Here is an 885-nt window from a genome sequence, read left to right on the forward strand (position 1 = left end):
ACCACCCGTACGGTCGCGATCGTGCAGGGCAACGTGCCCCGGCTCGGGCTGGACTTCAACGCCCAGCGCGCGGCGGTGCTGCTCAACCACGTCCGGGCGACCGAGAAGCTCGCCGAGGACGTCCGCGCCGGCCGGCAGCGGCAGCCCGAGCTGGTGATCTGGCCGGAGAACGCCAGCGACATCGACCCGCTGCGCAACCCCGACGCGGCCCAGCAGATCGCCGGGGCGGCCACCGCCATCGGCGTGCCGATCCTGCTCGGGGCGGTGCTGCGCGGCGACATCGAGGGCGAGATCCGCAACGCCGGCATCCTGTGGCAGCCGGTCACCGGCCCCGACCTGGACCAGGTCTACATCAAGCGGCACCCGGTGCCGTTCGCCGAGTACATGCCGCTGCGCCCGATCGCCCGGGTGGTCAGCGACAAGGTCGACCTGGTGAAGAACATGGTCGCCGGCAGCACCCCGGGCGTCGTCCGGACCCCGGCGGCGACCATCGGCGACGTGATCTGCTTCGAGGTCGCCTACGACTCGGTCGTGCGGGACACCGTCACCGGCGGGGCGCAGATCCTGGCCGTGCAGACCAACAACGCCACCTTCAACGAGGCCGAGGCCCGCCAGCAGCTCGCCATGGTGCAGCTGCGCGCCGTCGAGCACGGCCGGGAGGCGCTGATGGTGTCGACGGTGGGAGTGTCCGCTTTTGTCGGCACGGCCGGTCAGGTGTACTCGTCCACCGGGTTCAACGTGCCGGGTGTGGTCCTGCGTGACATGCGGGTGGACGGACCGCGTACGCTGGCGACTCGTTTGGGGCATTGGCCGGAGCTGGCGGCCGTCGCCCTGGCCGTGCTCGTCCTTGTGGCGGCAGCGCCCTTGCGGGGGCGCCGCCGCGAC

1 protein-coding gene is annotated in these 885 nt (G+C 72.1%); it reads left to right on the forward strand.

Annotated features, from left to right (window positions below):
• A partial coding sequence (gene lnt / locus AB0C29_RS44915) for an apolipoprotein N-acyltransferase (RefSeq protein WP_360833998.1) occupies positions 1-885 on the forward strand: 885 nt, incomplete at both ends.

The organism is Actinoplanes sp. NPDC048791 (genome assembly GCF_040650095.1).
Lineage (GTDB): Bacteria > Actinomycetota > Actinomycetes > Mycobacteriales > Micromonosporaceae > Actinoplanes.